Here is an 18221-nt window from a genome sequence, read left to right on the forward strand (position 1 = left end):
GACTTTGATTATGGACAATACACCACCTCCGCGTTCGGCCAGAGATGCCATTCTAGTAGAGTTGATCGGTGACGTTGGCCGACTGCATGACCAGGTTGAAGCCATACCATCATTGTTAAAATTATCGATGGCTGATTCACTGGAAATTATCGCACGCGCTGTTGAAGAGGCTGAAACGACTGCGCGCACCCTCAGCGAAAATGCCCAGGCGTCTATCAACGAACAAGCGAAACTGGTCCAGTTTCAAGCAGGCGTTGATTTGGCGAACGCTATTCGCGAAACGTTGGATAAAACGTTCGAGCCATCGATTCAAAAAGCACAGGTCAGCCTTGCGACGTTCGAAGATGGCTTGGCACGATTGAAAGGCGGAATGCGTGATAAGCACTCAACAAGGTTGAATTACTTGTTGGGCGGTGGTTTCGCAATTGCCGTGATCCTGATGATTGCGGTCGTTGGGAAGTTAGCGATAACCGCCCAGGATCACAATGACACCAACAAATGGTTCTACGAGGAGTACAAAGCGCAAAAGGCGTTCATTGAAACGCTGCCTCCTGAGTTGAGACGTAAAGCCGCCAGGTGACGCACGTTTGACCAGGTTCGCTTTGCTATGTAGTGGAAGGCTTCGTTTTCGACAGCTCTTGCAAGTCGACAGGTCGATCGCGAGCTTTGGCAAGGTCCGCTGGTGATACCCACGGTTTCACATCACCTGCGGGCAGTACGGGTTTCACAGACGCTGACGGTGTGGCAGGCATTGGAGCTGCACCAGGCGTCGTTACAGAAGGTCGTTCATTGCCAACGGGCTTTTGTACTTGTCGTTCTTTCCGGATCCGGGACAAGGCTTTGTCGAATGTCTGCTTTGTCATTGCTATGCCGTCGTCGTTCAAAGCCTGCAGCACAGCTTCCCTGCTGACACCTGCGTTCAACGCGGTTTCTACGTCATCGAATACGTCTCTGAGCCTGGCTGTTTTTGATCGACTGGCGTGATTGCGTGCCATTTCTTGCAACGTTTCGCTGAGTGACGGCTTTGACATGGTTCCCTCTGTTGATTTGGCCCGGATTCGGCCTTGATCTGTCTATTACGTGTCCACGGAGTTTAGATGTTGGCCCTTGTTTGGGTCAATGTCGTCTTGGGCTGACCTGAAATTGTCTACTTGTGTCCTATATGCGTCCGCGATCTGGAGGTAGGTAGAGGTCTGGATATCGAGTACAGGCACGTTGACGATTGTTTACAAAAGAGCTGTCGCCTTTTCTAAACATCGTCCGTGCCAAAGGGGAAACCCCTTTGAAACCCCGCAGAGCGGGACTGCCTGTGCTGTTGCTGTGCTGTTTTGCTGTTGGTTGATAAAGGTGATGCGATGGCCAAAAACCCTAAGAAATCGAATAAAGAGCGCGTCGTGGCCTTCCGACTCACGGAAGAGCAGCACGCGTCGTTCCAGGAACAGATACAAAAATCCGGCGTCAAGCCTTCTCAATTTTGGAGCGCGTTGGTGCTCAGCAAGGAGCCGGTTTTTATCGAATCATCAAAGGACCATGAGCGTCTTTTGTTCATAGCCAACAAAGCTGGCAACAACCTCAATCAGATTGCACACAAGTTAAATAGTGCTTACAGGAGAGGCATAGTTTCCGAACAATTATACCTCAAGACGCTTAACTCATTAGTGTCTGTAAGAAACCTTTTACTTGTGGGTGTCAATCATGTTGATCAGGGTTAAAGGTTACAACACTGGTGCGAAAGAGTACTTAGAGGAAGGTACAAAGGCAGGTAGGGAGTTTTCCCGTGACGAACTGGATCAGCGCGTTATTCTCGACGGTGATCTGGATATTACACAGATGATTTACGAGAGTATCCCTGATCAGGGTCAGGACCGTTATCTTTCGTTCACGATGGCATTTAGGGAGGACGAAGTTTCAGTTGATACTCTGCATGCGGTCACGCAGGAATTTAAGCAGTTCATGATGACAGCGTACAGGGATGATGAATTTAATTTTTACGCTGAAGCGCACCTGCCGAAGATGAAGACCATCAAGGATAAAAAAACAGGTGAAATGATCGATCGCAAGCCGCATATTCATATTCTCATTCCAAAGAAGAATATGCTATCTGGCAATATCTTTGATCCATGCGGATCTAATTATAAGCAATCCGAAAAACATCTTGAGGCGTTTCAGGAGCACATAAATAAGAAGTATAATCTTGCGTCGCCTCGGGATCATGTACGGGCAGACATCACTGATGCAGCCAGTGTACTGTCTCGCTATAAGGGAGATGATTTTTACGGTAAGAATCGGGAGTTCAAACAAGGTCTGGTTAAGCAGGTCATTGACCGTGATATTAGGACACGGAAAGACTTTTACGCCCTTGTGCGTGAATACGGCGAGACGCGTATCCGAAATGAAGGCAAGCCGAATGAGTACGCTTCAGTAAAGCTTGATGGCGACGCGAAAGGAACAAACCTAAAAGAAACGATATTTCAGGATCACTTCATTGTTCATCGTGAGCTGAAAAAGGCCCCGCTCGATCAAAACGTCATACAACAGCGCCTGGCTGAATGGCCTCAGCGCGCAAGAGAGATTAAATACATCAGTAAAGCTGGTCCGGACTTCCGGCAGGTATACGTATCAGCGTCAACAGAAGAACGTGCCGCCCTATTAACAAGTACAGAAAATCAGTTTTATCAAACTTACGGAGATCGTTATGTCGTACATCCTAAGCAACGGAAGAGAGATCGTCAGCGAAGTTCTGATGAAGTTGGAAGAAAGCGTTCTGGCAGATCTGCCGCTGGCCTGCAAGACGTGTCCGGACGCTCTGTGGCAGATCGTGGGCAAGGCGAGTCAGCCGAACAAAGTTCAAGTGCGTTGTTATTGCCCAATGATGCACGCGTTCACATGGGACGCGAAGACCCAGGAAGAGATCCTGGATTGCGAACACCTGTACGACGAGGAAGAGGACGAGGGAGAGAGCCAACCAGCGCCGGTGTCGGAAGAGGAACTGCCGCCACACGTCAGGGCGCAGCGTCAAGCGGCGCGGGAAAAATTGGTCCAAGAGATGGGCACTCGCGACAGCGAGTCAGGGATGCCGTCGGGAGCGGACCTACACGACGACTAGATCTGCCACCACACGCGCAGAACCCACGACGAATACCGTCAGTGTCTGACATCGCGTCTCGCACAGACAGGCTCTTTGGCAGAACCAATGCCCAAGGCGCAGGCAGTCATGAGGTTAGTAGTTCTCCTGCAGCACGTCGGCCGCGGCGGTCGAAAGGCGATGGTCCAACGGCCGGTCGCGTTCAGGCCAATGGGCGAGATCTGAGCCATTTGCCGACGACGGCCGACATCGAGGCGCGTACCGATCGGCTGTTCGGCGGCAATCGGTCTGCAGCTGGTGGACGTGGCAGGTCTGGCAGACGTAATCCGCGCAGCAATACTGTTCCACCGTATGCGCGTAACCCTCACCGGATTCCATCGGTATCCGACATCGAGGCGCGTACGGATCGGTTGTTTGGGCGTTCTGGAAAGGCAGCGGGCGCTGGCGGCGCTGCGCCTGCAGCCGGTAAGAGACGCAGAGGCGGACAGCGAACCAGGGGAAACACGTTACCGCCGCATGCACGGAATCCGCATCGCATTCCGTCGGTGACGGATATCAGTTCGCGGACTGATCGGCTGTTTGGTTCTTCAAGCATCGCGCCAGGCAGTGGAACGGCATTAAAGCGCATCTCCATAAAGTCTCTAACGGCCGGACGCAGCGCGTCCACGGTCGCTGCGTACCTTAAACGTCAGGCAGCAGTGGACAACTTGAAGCCGTCACAGCGGCAGCAAATAAAGCGCATTAACAATCAGTATTTTGCAACTCGACGCGCTTTGTTTGCAGACACACGGTTGACGCGGCAAGACAAAGCGCAACTTTCGGCAGTGCTTACATTCGAGCGAATGAAGGCGAATATCGAAGTAATGAAATCCACCAATGGAAAAGGGATTAACTTAATGGCAAGTGCAAACATTCGTGATCTTATCGATGAAGACGTTGACGACACCGGCTTTACCATCACCGGCGCTCGAGGGCCAGAACCTACGCCAGTCAGAGACCGGGTCAAGCGCATAGTTGATCGCGTGAGCGATTATATCGATCCCAAGCCAGCTGCAGCCGATGAGCGTTTGCTGGCTGCGAAGGACCTGTACACAAAAAAGGCGCGTTTCAGTCAGAACATCCATTACCTGGACAAGAAGACAGACAAAACGTTGTTCGTCGACACCGGCAAGACCATCGCAATGCGTCGGACGGGTATCACGGAGGCTGGCGTCGCCGTCGCGCTGCAGCTGGCCAAGGAGCGCTTCGGCAGCACACTTACCATCAACGGTACTGCAGAGTTCAAGACCCTGGTGATCGAAGCTGCGGCCAAAAATGGCCTTGATATCCATTTTACTGACAGATCGATGAACGAGAGCCTCGCTGCGCGTCGAACTGAGCTTGAGATAGGCTCAAGTGATGCAGTGATTGCTGCAGGACAAACGACGGCCCATCCAGGCGCGGCCGCATGGTCGGATGCGGGTATGGAGAAGCTGAAGCCAGTACTTGCCGAACGACTCGACATCAGCACCTTGGACGGCAAGCCGCTGAGTTCCGTTGTCGCTCCACCTGGTGGCTGGACCAAAGAAGCGGTGATAGAGCAACTGAGCGCGAGCTTGGGAGCAAAGGTTTTCGCGGACGGGTTCGACGCCTCGATCGGCGGGGTCTGGGTTGCGAGCACAGATCCGCACCGTGAGTCTGTCCGTGCAGCTGAATCGGCGCTTAAAGGCGCTGCTGCAGCTGCTGCACCAAGTGAACTGGTGCGCCGTGAAGACGCCTGGCGGAAGGACGTCGGTGTATTTGAGTCTGATATCCGGGATTCGGATCTTCACCTGGCACACCGGGGTCGTGATCATGCGAACTGGATGTTCGAAACCGGCGATAAATCAGCCCAAGGCCTGGGCTTGATTCGCGAGTATATGGGCAATCCTGCTTACCGCGATGCATTCAAAAACACAGTAGTTGAGCTGTATAAACGGTTCGAAGGATCTGCGGATGTCACACAGCGTCTGGACGAGCGTCTGACCCCTGCCCTGCGCGTCGCTATGGACGCTAAACTTCCAGACCAGGCCGGACCGAAATCGGCACCTGCAGCAAGCGACGAACTGATAGGCAGTGTGTTCAACGCAGATCGTGAAGCCAAATGGCGTGCAAGCATGGGCTTGTCGGAAACAGACGTGTTGGCCTCTGCGCAGCACATGGCCAACCGAGGCAGCGACCATGCAATGTGGCTGATCGCTGACCCCAAAGCACCTGCAGACGGCATAGACCTCGTTCGGGGCTACCTACAGAACCAGGACTACCGCGAAGCCTTCAAAAGTGCGGTTGAGGATCTGTACAAGGCTTTCGCGGATTCGCCAGACCTCATTGAAGAACTCGATAAGAACACTGCCCTACATTCCGACCTGGTCAATGAAGTTGAAGACGCGTTGCACACCGATGGTGGTCAGCAAGCAGCACCAGTGCGCGGTCCTGTAGGCGCTTCTACCGATCGTAAAGGCCCCGTAGAGGCCAAGGTAGGGACGCTGGTAAGCCACGGGCCAGCGCCTTATCAGAACGATGACAGAAACAACGATAGCTATTTCGTGACCCTGAATACGCCTACAGGCCTTAAAACGTCATGGGGTGTGGGTTTGGAAGACGCAATGCTGAATGATGGAAAGGAATTCACGCCTGGTGACACGATTCAGTTGCGCGACTTGGGGACACTCCCAGTCACCATCATGGTGGCAAACGACGCAGGCGTTGAGGAACCAATGCAGGTCGAGCGCCGGAGCTGGTCTGCAGAGGTGATCACTACGTCGGCTAACAAGACGACGGTCCAGCAGGATGACAGTGGCCCGGTTATGGACTAATACCACCACTGCAACCACAGGGGCGGTTCTCGAACCGCCCTACCCTGCCCCCTTCAGCCAGTCACCCGATATGCACGAATTTGCTATTTCGTGCACTGAGGATTAGTCTTCACTCGTTTTCACCACAACGATTGAGGGCGTGATGGCCGATCTATCAGACATGCGCAAGTCATTCCTTGCTGGCGACCTTCGGTCTGCCATCGTCGAGCCGTTGCAAAACGGTCCTGGTTGGAAGCTGAAAATTGTCAGAAAAGATGGCTCAGTCGGCTATTTGACTGTCGCGAGAAGAACACGACACAAAGTCTACAAAAGCCTGCAGTCAGCGCACGAGGATGCTTATCGCGTTGGCTTTCCCGACGTATTGACTACGCGTGGAGACAAGAAAGTGGCTTAACCGAATTGCAGAAACCAAAAAGCCCGGCTGGTAACCGGGCTTTTTGGAAACACTAGAACAGGTCTTGCTTTTTTCGAGAGAAGGAGACCTGTTCCTCATCAACGTGAGCTGATTATGGCTTTCGCGGCGACTTCTTGCAAGTTGCAAAACGCGAAATGTTCATGTCGGCCAGATTGGCGTATTCACATGGAATCCAGTGTCAACTCCCGCAAGCAGCAAAAGCCGAAGCTCAGATCTGTCAGTAAAAACCCTGCAGATCCTCACTCTGCACTTCGCAGAAAAGCACGGCAGATGCCCCCCCGTTATTCAGACGTTCGCCGTCTCTCCCCCAAACAGCTCAAAAACCCACTTTTGAAAAAAGCGCATGAGCGCTTGACGAACATCGTTGAGTATCGAGGCAAGTACTTGCGTAAGCTCGACACAGTCAACGGTGATCGGCGCACCAGGCTTGAAAAATTTGTAGGTCTCGCGTCAGTTGCTGAACAGCTTCTGGTTCGCCTGGATCTCGCGACCGGCGTTATAGGGTTTCTGGACATGGACACAGGCCAGTTCGTCCTCAATACACAGCGCAACATTGCGAACGACTCCAACTACTCTGAAGCTGCTTTCAGTCGCCTTCTCGCTACGTTGGAGCAAGCCAAGTACGTTTACCGGCGCAGTGAACGCGTGCGGCTCGAAGAGCGTGATGAGAACGGCCTGCATCTTGTGCGTACCCGTGTACTCATTCGATTCACAAAGCTGTTCTGGTCGGACCTCGGGCTGCTACCGACATACAACCGCGTTCAGAACGCAGCCAGAAAACGCCGTGAAGCTGAATTGCGTGAAATAGGTCAGCGCAGACTGCGGGACATGGAGCGTTACTCACTTGAGCAACTGCGCCGTGAGACGTCGCGGCAGCGGTGGCAGGAAAAAGAAGCTGCCGGTGGTGCCTCTGATGATCAGAGCGGCCCAGGATCGAGCAGCGCAGAGCAGAATGCAGCGTCACCTGGACCTAGTAGCGTGAAGTCTATGCTTGAGAAGCTGGACGCATCGAGGGCGAGAAAAGCGCAGCAGTAATCCCCGTTAAAATCGAATCCGCTCACGCGGAGGCGTTGTCACGTCTGCGTTTTGGGTAATGCGCGTTTTGTGTCGGCGCTTATGTGCCTGGTGGCTCCGTTGCCGGCAGCGGAGCAGAAATTTGGCTCATTTTTGCTCACATCAAGGCACGTCGCGTTGAGATCCCGGAAGGTCCTGAAATAAATGGAATTTTATACCCCCGTCAGTTACCCCTTTCAGGAAAAGCAGATACTTTCGAGGTGTAAACACCTCCTGATAATGCACGCGCAAGTCGTGCCTGCGGCACGGCGCGTATGGTCTGCGCATTCGGCACCGCGTACAAGCCTGTCTAAGCGGCCCAGGGCGATGAAGCTGCCCTGCCCTGGCCTGCGGCCCCCCTTCGGGCGCTAAGACCCGGATAAATCGGCCCAGGACGACAAGTCGCCCCAGTCCTCAACCGGGCGCGTGTGCGCGCAGACCACGGAACAGATCGGGTGATTAGGAGTACGCCATCTGCCTTCAATGAAGGCATGCGTTTTGGGCTTCGATCGGTGAAATATAAGCAACATATGTGTTGCCTGTGCATCAGATATGTTGCATAATGCCGTACCGAAACGAAAGGGACTGAAGAAATGAAGTGCAGCGAGTTTCGGCGATGGTTACAGGCTCAAGGTGCGGAGTTCAAACCGGCCAAGGGCAGCCACTTCAAGGTCTACTTGAACGGCAAGGCGACCATCTTTGCGGACCACGGCAGCAAGGAAATGCACGAAGGGTTACGCAAATCGATCATTAAACAGCTCGGCCTCAAGGATTGAGGCTTAGCTGCACCACAACAGGTGAGGCCTTATGTATCAGTACCCGCTGACACAGCATCAAGAACCAACCGGAGTCTGGCTATCCTGCCCGGACATTCCGGAAATGAACGCGTCAGGTGACACGTTGGCTGAAGCATGGGACGAGGCTCTGAATGGTATGGAGTCTGCTTTGTCGCTCTACGTCGATCAACGCCGCAAGATTCCCCAGGCATCAGCTGCGCCAGGCTCAGGACCGGTTTTGCGTCTGCCTGCGCTGACAGTTGCCAAGATTATGCTGTGGAACAGCTTGTTGGATGAAGGTGTCAGCCGTGCCGAGCTGGCACGCCGGTTGGGCTGCTCCCGCCAGGTCGTTGACCGCCTGGTAGATTTTCTGCACACGTCGAAGATCGAGCAGGTCGAGCGTGCGCTGGCCGAGCTTGGCCGTCGCATCACTCTTACGATCGAGCACGCAGCCTGAAACGCTACGCTACCCGATCCTAAAACGCTCGTTGAACAGGACGGCTTGTAGCCTGTGCAGTGCCATAAGGTTCCCCCCGACGGTGTTGCGCCAGGCTTTGTGTGTGGTTTCGTAAAGGTCGTCGATTTCCTTGAGCAAGTTTCGGTAGCGCTGAATTTCAAGAATCAACCGGCGCACTTCATGTTCAGGTGGGTAAAGGGTCCACAGCTTGCGCAATTCAGCCAGCGTGACTGGCTGGAATGGCGGCAGTGAGCTGACAGGCTTGTATCGAGACATGACGCACCGGGTATGTATAGATGTACAGCTTTTTTACCACACGTCAGGTGATGTTGCCGGGTGATCTGACCAAAAGGTGTTGCAGGAGTACTGCCATGGTTGAAATCCGAACGGCCGAACAGGCCAAAGTCTACGCCTCTGTCAGTGACGCGCTGATCGAGGAAGGGTACGAGGATCTGCTGAATGGCGAGCCTGAGGGTGTTCGTCAGGCGATGCGCCAAATGATCCTAGATGCCGAGCTGATGGCGACTAGAGCCTCTGCGCTCAAGTCGCGCCTGGACAACGTCGATGACGCTGCCCTGGACGAATAAAGCAAATCGTCGCTTGTTAGTTAGTAATTGTTAATTCATAATTCGCAATTATTAATTTGTCCGAAGGAGTTTTGCGAATGATCAGGACCCGACTCAAACCCAGCGAGCGCAAGCCGACCCAGCTGGAGCAAGGCATTCTGTACGCCGCCGCTGACCTATGCCGCTATGTGGTTGACGTCAGCGACGTCGTCGCGTTGCTGCGCCGCCAAGGGCTGACCGAGGCCGACTGTTCCGACCTTGAAGACATGGACAAAGACGAGTTGCGCCGCCTTCGTGATCAGTACGCGCCCGATGCCTTGAGTGGGCTGCGCGGTCTGGACTGACCGCCAAAGTGAATAACGAACAGAAAGGAACCCACCGCTATGACGCCGAGCCAGAACAGACGTTTTAACAAGCTGTGCAAAGACATGGCCGCCTTGCTTAATGAAGTGCGCGCTGAAAACGGCGATCTCACACTATTTCTTGAGGACGGTGTTGTCTCGATATACGACTGGCCTACCTGCGAAGCGAACCGGCCGGAACAGCCAGTAAGTGACAGTCATTACTGGGCCGGTGCAAGTGGCGGCGGTGCAGGCAACGGTTCGTAATTGCTACTTACGAATTACTAATTATGAATTTCTTGTGCAGGAGCCCGGCCATGCCGATGATCAACAGTGACGACCTCAAGCACGGCCTTTTGCCCGTGCAACAAGCTTGGGCCCGCTATAAACAGACCGTCGCCGACCGTAAAACGGACAAGCGATTCGATATGACCGCGCAGCTTGAGGCCGAAAAGTCCATGCATGACGCCTATGTCGTTGCCTTGATGGGGTTTCATGGCTACGCCCAGGGCATGGTGAATGTTGCGGAAGGGCGCGCCGCCGCCCAGGACGAATAATCGCGTTACCCATAACGAATAGAAAGGAGCCCCGATCATGAGCAACCAACCGAAGCTTTACAGCACGAAGCTGACGCCCGAGCAAAACGCAGCTCTGGCTCGTTATGAGCACGTGTGCGGCATGGAACCCATCGAGCTGGAGGCTTTTGAAACGGGTGAAATCAGCGCCTATCAGTTGTGGCAGGTCAATCTCGGCTGGCTGGAAAGCGTGTTGTGGGATGTGCAGAACATAGATTTCCCGGTACCACTGGAAGAAGCCTTGGCCGACTACCAATAACGAATAGAAAGGAACCGCGTGATGGCTGACACCCATGCGACCGTCGAGGTGATCGACGCTGACGAGCTGGCCGCGTTGCGCCTGGCAGCCGAGCGTTATGAGTGGCTGCGCAATCACCATGTACGCATTCAGGGCAGCGAGGTGTGGTACGCCGGTGCGGCGCTGGACGTGCGTATCGACGTGGGCCGCGAGCATGTCGCGGAGCAAGCCAAAGACATAACCCCCAAAAAGCTACCGTCGCGCACGCGCCGTCTGAACTGAAAGGAACCCCCACCGAAATGAGTACGACCGATACGTTTGACCCGATCACGGGCTACCTGGAAATGCACAAGGACATGATCAACGACGCCGATTGCGTGGTCGGTGTGCGCCTGAGTGCGCAGTACGCCCAGGGCTACGCACAGGCGCTGTACGACATTCAGCGCATCCGGCCGGAAACCCTGACGCTGCACCGCGAACAAATCGAGCGGTTGAAGGTCGCCCGCCTGGATGCCGTCGACGAAGGGTAGGCCGCCGCGTTACCAATAACGCGCCCTATGTTCAATAGGCCCCCTCGCTTGATGAGAGCGTGGGGGCCATTTTTATGCCTGCCGGAAACCATGAACTGTGGATCTGACATGCCGAAGGCCCTAGATTCGGCGGGTTGCGCGTTAATAATTATCAATTGGTATTTGTTAGTTATTAATTAATAATTTGCTTGATGTTAGGCCTATTTGGGCCTATTATGTCCTTGTTGGTGGCACGCAGAGAGCCACTCGAACCTGAGGGGGCTAGTCGTTGCCACCTACGAGGAACGAGATGAGACTTTCAGATGTGGCGACTATCCGAACGAACTTTCCAGAGGCTCATTTCTGGATAACTCGTCGGGGTTCAGCTGATCGATGCGGTACGCCAGGGCGGGTGTTCAATCCTGAACATATCGGTGTCCTGGTGAACCGAACAGACATCGTTCTACCTGACTACCTTTTCTACGCGTTGATGCATGTTCATCAGCAAGGCTACTGGGAAAGGTTGGCTACAGGGACGCTGAATTTGGTCAACATCCGTGTTTCAGACGTTCAGCGTATCGAACTGTCACCACGGTAACGATAGGGCCGCAAGGCCCTGTTTACCAAACTGACATGAGATAGTTAACAGTTAGCAATTCGTAATTGTGAATTGCTAATTAATGATGGCTTTCCAGGAGGGATCATGCAAATACCCTTGCCAGACATCCAGTCGCAGCAACGCATCGTGTTTGAGTTGGCTACGGATGAAGCAATCGCACAACTGAGGAAGAACCTTAGCGCGCCGCGCATGCCGCCTCAGACGTACGTTGACGAGTCGATCTATCCGCGCACGCACCTGCTTCGAAAGCATGAAGGATGGGAGCCGCCGAGTCCTGAGATCGTCCGTGCTTACTTCAAGCATTTTCAGGCGCATTTCGAGGCGTACGACACGGACAAGAAATTGGCAGGACTGCTCAAGCTTGATTCAGACCGAAGGATCCGGAAATTCAAGGAAGGCAGTCAGGGTGTGCCTTACGAGATATGGCGCAATTTCTTGACTCTGACCGGACGTGCGCCGCAGGACATTGTGTCTGTCTTGGCGTTCATGGGTTAGGTAAAGCGGGAAGGGATGCCGGGGATGGCTGTAACCACCCCCAGCGTGAACACAATCAACCTGGTGGATAAATTATGCTCGCTGCGAAATGTATCACAGCACGCCCTTTGTTGCTGCGCGACCTGGCGAACCCGAAGTACAGGTACTGGCTCAAGCAGTTCGCCGGTGAGGTCGCTGTCCCGTGCGTAGCTGAATCACTCATGCTCTTTCTGAACAAGCACTCCCCGATCCATTGACCGCGCAGCTACCAAAGCAGACCGCGCTGGTTAGATCCGACGAATCCCATTGCATTGCTGCAGATCTGCGGCACTGGGGTTTGTCGCCCAATGGAATGGTAGGAGGCGTGCTTATGACCACCTATAAGCTGTCCGGTGTTGTTATTGACGACGAAGGAGTGGCTACGGTCGTTGATGCTTTCACGACGCGTGCTAATCACGTCGACGCTGCCTTGGAGCTTTACACGACGAACGCTTTCACAGGTTGGTTGCTCCTGGTGCGCACCGAACTCGATGGATCGAAGGAGTCACAACGCTTTGACCTGGTGCGTGACCACTGCACCAAGCCACGGGGCTAAGCGAATCACGCGGCTGCGACTGGTTCTTGACCAAGCGGCCGCTACCTGCAATTATTAATTCGTAATTACTAGTTGTTACTTCATAATTAGTATTTTGGGGGAATCATGGGAAAAATTTTTGTCATCGGCGGTAACAAAGGCGGTGTAGGCAAAACCACAACCAACATAAATCTTGGCGTTGGTCTTGCCATACGTGGTTACGATGTTTGTGTTGTAGACGCTGACCCGCAGCGAAGCGGATCAAAATTCAACGAAGAACGAGAGCAAGCGGGACTGCAACCACGTCTTACCGTTCTGGAGAAGCGCGGAAACATAAGCGAGACGCTGCGCGCCCTGGCCGAAAAATACGATTTCGTCGTTGTTGATGTTGCCGGTCGAAATTCACGTGAGCTGATCACAAGCATGGTTGTGGCGGACATTCTCATCGCTCCCAACCAGTGCAGCCAGTTGGATCTGGATACGCTGGGAGAGCTGCAGGAGCAGGTCATGCGTTGCAGGGATCTGAACCCGTCGCTAAAGGCCTACGTCTATCAGACGATGGCTTCGACAAATCCAAAGCTGAAAGAGACAGAACGGCGTGAGTTTCTGGATTTCGTCTCTGAATTCCCGGAGGTGCAACCGCTTAATTCAGTTGGCTTTTCTCGCAAGGCGTACAAGGACGCTTTTCCCAACGGTATTTCCGTTTTAGAGGGTAAAAATAAGGATGCCGCCAACGAAATCAACTCGCTGCTGAACGAGGTATTAGATGGCCGTTAAGAAAAGAAGTGAAACTGCAGCCAGCAAAGCTGTGACTCAAGCCCAGGCTGAAGCCCTTGCGAACGAACTGGCCGACAAGCCATACGACCGCATCAGTCGCGACCCGATCGAGGCTGTAAAACCGCAACCCGCTGACAAGCGGAAGTCAGTTCCAATCTCCGTAAGCTTGCCTCCGGGTATCATCGAGCAGCTGGAAGACGCCGCAGTCGCGAACAAGCGAGCTGGGGGCGCTCTGAAGAGCGTTAGCGCGATCATCAAGGATGCGCTTGAGGAAAAGGGATTCAAGCTCTAGATAGGTGGAAAAAGTATGAACGGACTGTTTGAAAAACTTAAAGCAGCAGCTAATCGCCCCCGCCGCCCAGCCACACGCAAGGAGCTGATGCTTTGCAGCCAGGCAGTATTCATTCTTTTTGTTGCCATCCTCGTAGTGATCTTCCGGCCCGAAAAGTCGTATGCCGTCGGGCTACCATTGTTCGTGTGCTTTGTGTGGTCGCTTGTCCTGTTTTTACATCTCAAGCACTGGACTAAATAGAATGCGTCTTTTCAGGGGTTAAATATGACCAGCGAAGTTATTCCAATCACATTGAGCGACCAGCTCAAGCGCATGGGCCTACCACCAGTAGTACAGTTACACGCTACATTGCTGTGCAACAACCTACGCTTGTCTGCAACCGCCCATGAGCTCGCGCTAGAAGCTGCCCAGGCAAATGGTGTGATCGCGGGTTTGCATATTGGCAAGGCGATCAGTGAGCAGCAGCATGATCAGCTGCACGCCTTGTTTCGCGTATATGCCCAGCGGACCCAGGTCCAGCAGACATTGTCTGAGAAACAGCAGCCAGCCGCAGGTAGGCAGGATGGTTTAGAAGGGTACATCCAGGATCTGCTAGCTGACACCATCCGCGACCTTGAGCGTCAGATCAGCCCGGAGTTTCGGGGTGAGTTCTACGGCGAGTGTCGAGGCCTACTCAAAGCATTGCGTCTAGGCGAAATGCTGGATGAAGCCCGACGCGAACAGTGGAGCGCTGATATCTACCGTGCATCGCTGCAGGCCGCCGAACAGTGCGCAGCGGCCGGGCATCCAGCCGATCAGGTTGCAGTGACTAGGCAGCGGTTCCAGTTGGACCGCCTGGCACAGCTGGGCATCAAACCGCGTGCAGAGTTACCGCGCTAAAATCTCAACTCCACCAGCCTGCAGGTAAGGAAAGTAGCGACCATGAAAACGAAGCTCAGCAGCTCGATGGAGAACGTACTCAAGCGCATGGGTAACGGCGATGACTACGATGATTTCGGCGTTCATAGCCCTCTAACTCTGGCAGCCCGCGTACGCACATGCGACGCCCTGGTGAAGCGCGGGTTTATGGTTAAGACGCTGCTCGGCCATTACCTGCTCAATGAGGCCGGTGAAGCCGTCGCATCCACCATGAATGCTGTATCCGCCGATCAGCAATCTGCCTGAGCAAAGCCGTCCAGTTACACCACAAGCCCCGCTGTCAAACGCGGGGCTAAGTCAGTAGAGGCACGACGGATTGGCCGGAGTGCGGAGTAGACAATGACTAAAGATGAACTGCGAAAGCAGCTGCAGGAGCAAATAGACAAACATCTGCAGCTGAATCCTGAAGCTGTGACGCGTTACGCTGCGGCACCAAAACCAGACCGCATGCCGTGGAAGAAAAAGCCCAGCGTGATGGACCAGGCTTACGCAGATAGCTTGGCCGAGATCCAAAACACCGCAAAGACAACAGATTAAGTTCATGCGAGCCGGTCGCTGCTGGCTTGGCCTTCGCAACGAAAAAGTGTTCTCTTTACTAAGAGTTGTTAATTATTAATTGATAATTCCGATTGACAGCTTTACACATAACGGTAAACTTCACCGGGGTTATTTTATTAGTGGTGAGCAGCTATGACACAGCTTACGCAACAAGGACGCATACTGTTCGGTGACGAAGCTGATGCGCACGCTTTTTGGAAGGATAAAGAATGGAAGACCTATGCAGTCGACCTCATCGAGAATCAAGGCAAGAAACAAAAATTGGTCCACACCATGTACGTGCGGGCACGCACAAGCGGATCAGCTGCGATCTGTGCCAAAGACAACGACATATCTCGTAAGCCCAAGCCTCGTTATGTCGCAAGGCTTGCTGGCCCGCGAGAACTGGGATGCAACCAATCATGAATTTTTCCACCGTCCAGATAGGAGAGTAGCCATGCCGTTCCAGGAGTATGCGCCATTGGCGCTGGAGAAAATGATTGTCGGCAGCATAGTGGTATTTACTGCCGTGGGGCTCAACGCACTAGCAGCTGGAAAACTTCATCATTCCTACCAGTTGAGTAATTCCGCTTCCTGGCTGTACTTCATCCTGGCAACCGCAGCTTGTATCGCGATGGCTGCCACCTTCCAGATAGCAGACCGGTTAGCTCCATACGTTCAGCCATACATGTGGTTGATAGGTCTGATTTCCATTGTTGTTAACGCGGCAATCTGGAGTATGGCTCTGGTCTCGTTATTCGATTCATTCGCACGGAAACGATCAATAAAATAAGGTACTTAAAGCCTTTGATCAGCGCGACATGTGCCGGTAGAAGGCTTCGATTAAGGAGCCCAGTTTTGTGCCCCAAGCCCCGCCGTCAAACGTGGGGCCGAAGACGTAGGAGGGGTGCGGTTCTCGCATCCAGATAGGAGATTAAAAGTGAATTCAAACGAAACCACTGGAGCCACTTTGACAGAAGGTGCTCTGAAGCTCATTCAGGTTCGACGTTTCATGGTATGCGCGTGCTTTATCTGTCCTGCGCTTTACTGGGTAGGCATCCTGCCCACTGGTCCGCTTGAGTGGCTGCAGGCGATAGGTATCGTTCCGAAGCTCCCTGTAAACCAAACGCCAAGCCCGGTCGAGGGAATGTTTCAGTCACTCAACACCATTACAGCTTGGCTGTTTGGTGGCGCGTCATGGGTAGCTTTGTGTTTTTTTGTTATGGGCTTTTTCAAGCATCGGATAGAGCGCAGATTTCTAGGCTCAACTGATGCATATCGTGCGGCTGAAGAGGCTCTTCATTTGTACGAAACAACGCCGGTCCCGTTAGGCGATCTTGTCGACGTTAAGGTAAACCTTGGCGGTTTCCTCGGTCGTGATGAAACCACCATCGAGACGACAAAAGGTTTTTTCCGCGTCGCCGGGACTGTCGGTAATGTCATAAAAGGTGCTTGTGTCACCAGACTTGACGGCCGATTGTTTATCACGTCGCTCGACGAAGTAAAAAAAGATTATGTATTGATAGACTGAATAGCGGTGATGTTTTAAGGAGGGGAAATTCATGAGGCGCGAACATCTTATTGGAACAGGTTTAGGTCTGCTAACCCCAGCTCTTTTGCTTCTGATTGTGGGTTTTAAAATAGAGGAATTACGGGTCTGGCTCTGTTGTTTCAGTGCTTCGTTATTTCTTATAGGAATAGCTCTAATTATCTACGGCAAAAAAACAAAGCGTGCGGTTAGTATGCAGGTCGACTATGAAGAAATTCAAAAGCGCCTCACCACAAGCTGTATAGGCCGCGACCGTTGCTCAATGAACCCCAAGCATCGCGGCAGTGCAGGGCCGGGTCAGTAGAGAGAATGCAGCTACCAAGGAAAACGATCATGAAGAAGCTAACCAGATCTGCGTTGTACATCGCCTGCGTGGCGCTGCTGGGCCTTGTGTTGGTGAATCTGATGTTCGATGTTAAACCCAATGTATCCAGCGTTCCGGGTGCCGTTGTTGGGGCCGTTGTAGCGTTTCTCATCTCGAACAGAGCGGTATTTAGAGGAAAAGGTAGATGAGCAAAGTCCATTTGAAGCGCCCCGGAATGACCTCGCTGTACTGCGGCATGAGTCAGCGTGCTGGTCACGACCTGCGGTCGACCGAGGACAAAGAGAAGTTCGTCCGCATTAGCAAAAACGCGGAGGCTACCTTTCCTGCTTGCATGCGCTGCGCGGCGAAGCTTGGAATCGGCATCGAGCCAATCGCCAGTTAAGGGAGAACGCCCAGGTACACCAAAAGCCCAGCCGTCATACGTTGGGCTAAGCCAGTAGAGGCACCGGGAAGGCCGGTACGCCAAGAAGGAACAGAAAGCATGAAAGTCCCTAGCATTAACAGCCTGTTGGCAGCCACTCTCCTTGCCAGCGTCTCACTGGCCGCTCAGGCAGATCAAACACCCACGCTCTGGAAAGTCCAGGTAACGGCTAAAACCCCTGCTGGCCCGCAAGAGTTTGTGTTGACCATTCCAGATGGCGATTGTGTCAGCTCCGATGTTAAAGACCCGAGCGGAACCAAGGCTGCGCTGAAAGTGTGCATGGGCAACACACCCTCGCCACATACTCTTTACGGCTGGCTGATTACAGATCCCCAGGAAGCTGCAAAACCTGGCATTGGAAAATTTGAGAAAGCAGAAGCCTTTTCCGTGGGCACTGCTGGCCGATCTGTTGAAGCCGTAAGCTCGCTGTATTCCGTGTCTTTTTCTAAAATGTAGTTTCAGCGGTTTGCGTTAAGCGCAATTTCATCAGCAGTTGTCGCAAGTGCGATATGTGCCTTGTATACGTAGTTATTAGATGAGGGGTTTAGGTAGTGACAATTAAAATCAAACAAATATTCGCGAAAACGGACGTAACGGATCTTCTGACTGCCTCTGAGTCTTCAGCAAAGTCAATTCTGGATAACTGCACTACATCAATTGTTTTTGCGGAAAACTGCGGTTCTGGAAAAGGCAAAAGCTTTTTACCTGCAGGTGACGAATCCACCGGTGATGGCAACGACATACCAGTAATTATGGCACCACCAGGCCACGGAGCTGGAGTCGGCATTATCATTCCCCACCTTCTGGTAAACGACAGTGTTTCTGCGAGCCGTAAGCGTGGCTACAAGAAGCCGTCGCCTTGGCCTTCGAAATAAGCAGGAAAACA

The 18221-nt window shown here is 53.2% G+C and carries 30 protein-coding genes; 29 read left to right on the forward strand and 1 reads right to left on the reverse strand.

Annotated elements, in window-relative coordinates:
* Positions 1-10: 10 nt before the first annotated feature.
* From AC0IXS_RS27120 to AC0IXS_RS27145, 6 genes are all read left to right on the forward strand, one after another.
* Positions 11-580, forward strand: a complete 570-nt coding sequence (locus tag AC0IXS_RS27120; protein WP_122423056.1) for a hypothetical protein — start codon at positions 11-13, stop codon at positions 578-580.
* Positions 581-1355: 775 nt separating this feature from the next.
* Positions 1356-1712, forward strand: a complete 357-nt coding sequence (locus tag AC0IXS_RS27125; protein WP_122423057.1) for a plasmid mobilization protein — start codon at positions 1356-1358, stop codon at positions 1710-1712.
* Complete coding sequence (locus AC0IXS_RS27130) at positions 1696-5919, forward strand: LPD7 domain-containing protein (RefSeq protein ID WP_471826351.1); 4224 nt, start codon at positions 1696-1698, stop codon at positions 5917-5919. Before AC0IXS_RS27125 ends, AC0IXS_RS27130 begins: the two co-directional genes overlap by 17 nt.
* Positions 5920-6604: 685 nt before the next feature.
* Positions 6605-7369 (forward strand): hypothetical protein, encoded by a 765-nt coding sequence (locus tag AC0IXS_RS27135; RefSeq protein ID WP_122423063.1) that lies wholly within the window; start codon positions 6605-6607, stop codon positions 7367-7369.
* 611 nt (positions 7370-7980) lie between these two features.
* Positions 7981-8163 carry a type II toxin-antitoxin system HicA family toxin gene (locus AC0IXS_RS27140; protein ID WP_122423064.1) on the forward strand — a complete coding sequence of 61 codons (183 nt, stop codon included), beginning with the start codon at positions 7981-7983 and terminating at the stop codon, positions 8161-8163.
* A 31-nt stretch (positions 8164-8194) separates the two neighbouring features.
* Positions 8195-8620, forward strand: a complete 426-nt coding sequence (locus AC0IXS_RS27145) for a type II toxin-antitoxin system HicB family antitoxin (RefSeq protein ID WP_122423065.1) — start codon at positions 8195-8197, stop codon at positions 8618-8620.
* A gap of 9 nt (positions 8621-8629) precedes the next feature.
* Here the strand turns inward: AC0IXS_RS27145 and AC0IXS_RS27150 are convergent, their stop codons facing one another.
* Positions 8630-8896 carry a hypothetical protein gene (locus tag AC0IXS_RS27150; protein WP_471826354.1) on the reverse strand — a complete coding sequence of 89 codons (267 nt, stop codon included), beginning with the start codon at positions 8894-8896 and terminating at the stop codon, positions 8630-8632.
* Between the two features lie 95 nt (positions 8897-8991).
* On the opposite strand from AC0IXS_RS27150, the gene AC0IXS_RS27155 reads away from it, so the two are divergent.
* The 23 genes from AC0IXS_RS27155 (at position 8992) to AC0IXS_RS27265 (ending at position 18210) form a co-directional block, all read left to right on the forward strand.
* Entirely contained in the window at positions 8992-9207 is a 216-nt protein-coding gene (locus AC0IXS_RS27155; RefSeq protein ID WP_471826356.1) for a hypothetical protein, read from the forward strand.
* 77 nt (positions 9208-9284) lie between these two features.
* Entirely contained in the window at positions 9285-9530 is a 246-nt protein-coding gene (locus AC0IXS_RS27160) for a hypothetical protein (protein WP_471826358.1), read from the forward strand.
* A gap of 39 nt (positions 9531-9569) precedes the next feature.
* Complete coding sequence (locus tag AC0IXS_RS27165; protein WP_122423069.1) at positions 9570-9794, forward strand: hypothetical protein; 225 nt, start codon at positions 9570-9572, stop codon at positions 9792-9794.
* A gap of 50 nt (positions 9795-9844) precedes the next feature.
* Entirely contained in the window at positions 9845-10084 is a 240-nt protein-coding gene (locus AC0IXS_RS27170; protein ID WP_122423070.1) for a hypothetical protein, read from the forward strand.
* Between the two features lie 37 nt (positions 10085-10121).
* A complete protein-coding gene (locus tag AC0IXS_RS27175; RefSeq protein ID WP_471826360.1) occupies positions 10122-10361 on the forward strand; it encodes a hypothetical protein in 240 nt (79 codons plus the stop codon).
* 21 nt (positions 10362-10382) lie between these two features.
* Positions 10383-10622, forward strand: a complete 240-nt coding sequence (locus tag AC0IXS_RS27180) for a hypothetical protein (protein WP_471826362.1) — start codon at positions 10383-10385, stop codon at positions 10620-10622.
* A 17-nt stretch (positions 10623-10639) separates the two neighbouring features.
* Positions 10640-10870, forward strand: a complete 231-nt coding sequence (locus AC0IXS_RS27185) for a hypothetical protein (RefSeq protein WP_471826364.1) — start codon at positions 10640-10642, stop codon at positions 10868-10870.
* A gap of 682 nt (positions 10871-11552) precedes the next feature.
* Complete coding sequence (locus AC0IXS_RS27190) at positions 11553-11963, forward strand: hypothetical protein (protein ID WP_122423075.1); 411 nt, start codon at positions 11553-11555, stop codon at positions 11961-11963.
* 349 nt (positions 11964-12312) lie between these two features.
* Positions 12313-12537 (forward strand): hypothetical protein, encoded by a 225-nt coding sequence (locus AC0IXS_RS27195; protein ID WP_122423076.1) that lies wholly within the window; start codon positions 12313-12315, stop codon positions 12535-12537.
* A gap of 105 nt (positions 12538-12642) precedes the next feature.
* On the forward strand, positions 12643-13293 hold the full coding sequence (locus tag AC0IXS_RS27200) for a ParA family protein (RefSeq protein WP_122423077.1): 651 nt from the start codon (positions 12643-12645) through the stop codon (positions 13291-13293).
* Positions 13283-13585: a hypothetical protein gene (locus AC0IXS_RS27205; RefSeq protein WP_471826366.1), complete on the forward strand. Its 303-nt coding sequence runs from the start codon at positions 13283-13285 to the stop codon at positions 13583-13585. Before AC0IXS_RS27200 ends, AC0IXS_RS27205 begins: the two co-directional genes overlap by 11 nt.
* Before the next feature lie 15 nt (positions 13586-13600).
* Positions 13601-13825: a hypothetical protein gene (locus AC0IXS_RS27210; RefSeq protein ID WP_471826368.1), complete on the forward strand. Its 225-nt coding sequence runs from the start codon at positions 13601-13603 to the stop codon at positions 13823-13825.
* Between the two features lie 24 nt (positions 13826-13849).
* Positions 13850-14464 (forward strand): hypothetical protein, encoded by a 615-nt coding sequence (locus AC0IXS_RS27215; RefSeq protein WP_471826370.1) that lies wholly within the window; start codon positions 13850-13852, stop codon positions 14462-14464.
* A 42-nt stretch (positions 14465-14506) separates the two neighbouring features.
* Entirely contained in the window at positions 14507-14749 is a 243-nt protein-coding gene (locus AC0IXS_RS27220; RefSeq protein WP_471826372.1) for a hypothetical protein, read from the forward strand.
* Between the two features lie 93 nt (positions 14750-14842).
* Positions 14843-15040, forward strand: coding sequence for a hypothetical protein (locus AC0IXS_RS27225; protein ID WP_449124751.1), 198 nt, complete (start codon positions 14843-14845; stop codon positions 15038-15040).
* Positions 15041-15193: 153 nt separating this feature from the next.
* Positions 15194-15466 carry a hypothetical protein gene (locus tag AC0IXS_RS27230; protein ID WP_449124752.1) on the forward strand — a complete coding sequence of 91 codons (273 nt, stop codon included), beginning with the start codon at positions 15194-15196 and terminating at the stop codon, positions 15464-15466.
* 31 nt (positions 15467-15497) lie between these two features.
* Positions 15498-15833 (forward strand): hypothetical protein, encoded by a 336-nt coding sequence (locus tag AC0IXS_RS27235; protein ID WP_471826375.1) that lies wholly within the window; start codon positions 15498-15500, stop codon positions 15831-15833.
* Between the two features lie 147 nt (positions 15834-15980).
* The gene (locus AC0IXS_RS27240; protein WP_471826377.1) at positions 15981-16571 is read left to right on the forward strand and encodes a hypothetical protein; all 591 of its coding nucleotides are present in this window, start codon (positions 15981-15983) and stop codon (positions 16569-16571) included.
* A gap of 31 nt (positions 16572-16602) precedes the next feature.
* Positions 16603-16893 (forward strand): hypothetical protein, encoded by a 291-nt coding sequence (locus AC0IXS_RS27245; RefSeq protein WP_471826379.1) that lies wholly within the window; start codon positions 16603-16605, stop codon positions 16891-16893.
* 29 nt (positions 16894-16922) lie between these two features.
* Entirely contained in the window at positions 16923-17102 is a 180-nt protein-coding gene (locus AC0IXS_RS27250) for a hypothetical protein (protein ID WP_471826381.1), read from the forward strand.
* Positions 17099-17296 carry a hypothetical protein gene (locus AC0IXS_RS27255; RefSeq protein ID WP_471826383.1) on the forward strand — a complete coding sequence of 66 codons (198 nt, stop codon included), beginning with the start codon at positions 17099-17101 and terminating at the stop codon, positions 17294-17296. Before AC0IXS_RS27250 ends, AC0IXS_RS27255 begins: the two co-directional genes overlap by 4 nt.
* Positions 17297-17395: 99 nt before the next feature.
* Positions 17396-17791 (forward strand): hypothetical protein, encoded by a 396-nt coding sequence (locus AC0IXS_RS27260; protein WP_471826385.1) that lies wholly within the window; start codon positions 17396-17398, stop codon positions 17789-17791.
* Positions 17792-17886: 95 nt separating this feature from the next.
* The gene (locus tag AC0IXS_RS27265) at positions 17887-18210 is read left to right on the forward strand and encodes a hypothetical protein (protein WP_471826387.1); all 324 of its coding nucleotides are present in this window, start codon (positions 17887-17889) and stop codon (positions 18208-18210) included.
* Positions 18211-18221: the final 11 nt, after the last annotated feature.

It is taken from the genome of Pseudomonas sp. AC016, assembly GCF_979253365.1.